The organism is Aquabacterium sp. (assembly GCF_021768455.1).
GTDB lineage: Bacteria > Pseudomonadota > Gammaproteobacteria > Burkholderiales > Burkholderiaceae_C > Aquabacterium.
Window position 1 is genome coordinate 1 of record NZ_JAIZVX010000255.1, and the last position, 2614, is coordinate 2614.

At 60.6% G+C, this 2614-nt stretch carries 1 protein-coding gene; it reads left to right on the forward strand.

What is annotated here, in order from left to right; translation table 11 throughout:
• Positions 1-46 precede the first annotated feature (46 nt).
• A partial coding sequence (locus QZ994_RS19430) for a hypothetical protein (protein WP_290877626.1) occupies positions 47-2614 on the forward strand: 2568 nt, incomplete at its 3' end.

The following is a 2614-nucleotide window of genomic DNA, read 5'->3' on the forward strand; positions in this document are numbered from 1 at the left end:
CCTCGGCACCGGGGTTAAGCTGGCCTCCGCCGCGTTCACAGGCTTCATGGCTATCGCTACGAAGTTCTTCTTCTGGGCGACCATCATCTACACCGCGCTCGAAGCTCTGGGAGTTACCAAGGCCCTCGCGGATAACTTCCAGAAACTGACGGACGCCCTGGGCTTCACCGACAAAGCCTCCCGAGATACCGCAGAAGCAAACCGGTTGCTGGCGGGGCAGCTTGCCGCTACCGCAGAGAAGGCCCAGGCTGCGTCGGAAGCGCTGAAGAAGTACAACGATGCCGCAGGCAACCTCACCCCCGCAGCCTTGAACAGTTTCACGGCCGGGCTGAAGGGCGACGATCGCGACTCCTATATTGAGAAGTACAAGGAGCTGATCAAGGTCTTGGATGATTACAACACCAAGCTCAAGGCCCAGCAGGCAGAGCAGGCGAGTATCTCTGACCCGAAAGCGAAGGACACGGTTAACGCCGCCATCGCTCAGCAGCAAGCCGCCATGGATGCTGCCCAGAAGGAGCTGGACCGCCGCAAGGTAAACTTCGGCCCTGGCGCAGACCAGGGAGACGAGGGGTCCAAACGTGCGATCGCCGCAGCCCAGGCGGAAGTAGACGCTCAGGGCAAGATCATGGCCGATCTACAGACCAAGCTGGGCAACCTCAGCCAGGCAAACGTAGACAGCCTGAATGGCCAGATCGACAAAACGAAGTCCGCTATCACTTCGCTGCAAGGCGTGCTCGCGGCCACCCTAACTCCTGAGTCCGAAGGGATCGTAGACACTTACTTCCAGAAGCTGGTAGACGCGCAAGCGGCCGCCGCCAAGGCGAAGGAGGCGAGCGACGCCGCCATCCAGAACCTGAAAACGCTCAACGATAGCAAGGACGTGACGCCAGAGCAGATCGCCACCGCTACGGATGCTAGTAACGAGGCTACGAAGTCCCTGGGCCAGGCGAACCGCACGGTTCTAGAGATCAAGCAGTCGATTATCGACGCCATCGCGGAGCTGAAGAAGTCGGGCGGCTTGGTGCCTGCGGCCGTGGGCTCCCTTGACATGCTGCAAACGGCTATCGGGTCGGTAGACAGCACGATCGCTACTATCCTAAATAACGTCAACGAGGCCAAGGCCAAAGGTCTCAAGCCCACTGGCACGCAAGCCGCACCACCCATCAACGCAGCCAGCGGCACCGGTCGGGTAGACGCCACCACGGCATCCGAAGAGAAACGCCGCCGCCAGGCTGAACTGGCAATCACCAAGGCGGGGCTGGAGGCTCAAGCCAACCTCCAGAAGGAGTACAACAGCCAGATCAACGACGCGAACGAGGACGCGTACAAGCACAACATCAAGTCGATCAAGGACTACTACGCCGAGCGCCTGCGCCTCCAGAAAGCCAACCTCGACATCGAGATCAACCTGGCCAAGCAGAACCTGGGCGCGCTGGGTACTGAGATGTCGGCCGCCCGTGGCAAAGACGACGAGCAGAACAAGACCGCCGCCATACAGAAGGCCAACCCACCGAAGGACGGTAGCTCGGCGGTTCAGCCTGCTGACGGCTCCGAGGTGATGCGGATCCAGGCCCAAGTTGTCCAGGCTCAAGGCCAGATCAAGCTTCTTGAGTTGCAGAAGTCCAACCTGGACGTAGAGAACCAGCGGGCGCTGCGAGACGCCCAGGAAGAGTTCACCAAGAGCGTTGCCTCGCAAAAGGCATCCCTGGTCGAGTTCCTCAGCACGGGCGATGCGCAGGCGGCGTTCGACAGCTCGCTGGCCCAGTCGACGGCTTCCTACAAGGACTTTGTAGACCGCCTCAAGGCTGAAGCCAAGGAGATGCCTTCGCTACTGCCTATCATCGACCAGATCGAAACGGAGAAGCAGCTCAAGGCGGCCGCCGCCGCTATCGAGGCGATCGGGTCCAAGGCGGACATCGCCACGGGCTACCTGGACATCACCGCGTCCCGTATCCAGGCGCTGGGCGCGGCGGGGGTGCTGACCAACGCTCAAGTATCCGGGCTGGAAGAGGCAAACCGTGCGCAGATCATCGCTACCAAAGAGGCGCAGAACGCGGCAGACCAGGAACGCCTGGATAACCTGGTAGCGGTGCAAGGGGCTGCGGCCGCGACCACCCTCGAATACCAGAAGATGCAACTTGCTATCGCTCAGCGTTCGGGGGAGATTGCAAACCTGAAGGTCCAGGGCAACACCGTTGCAACTGATCTCAATAAGTCGCTTCACAGCTCCATTCAGCAGGGCCTAATCGAGCTGACGGATCCGACCAAAAGTTTCGGTGATGCGATCGTTGACTTCTTTACCAGCGTAGTTAACTCGCTGCGAGACAAGGCAGCAGAGGGTATCGCTGATACCGTGATGCAGGCTATCGGCTCTACTGGCTCCAGCGGCTGGGGCGGGTTTTGGTCTGACCTTCTGGGTTCATCCTCGAAGACAGTAGGCAACTCCGGTACTGGGGCCAACGCTTTGGCGGCGAGCACTAGCGTAGCCAATACGTCCAACCTGCTCAATGGCACAGCATCCGCTACCGGCACAGGCGACCTGCTAGCCAGCGTAGGCCTGGGCTCGACCGCCGCTACCCCTCTTTACGTCACCGACGCGGCTACCGCTTTGGCG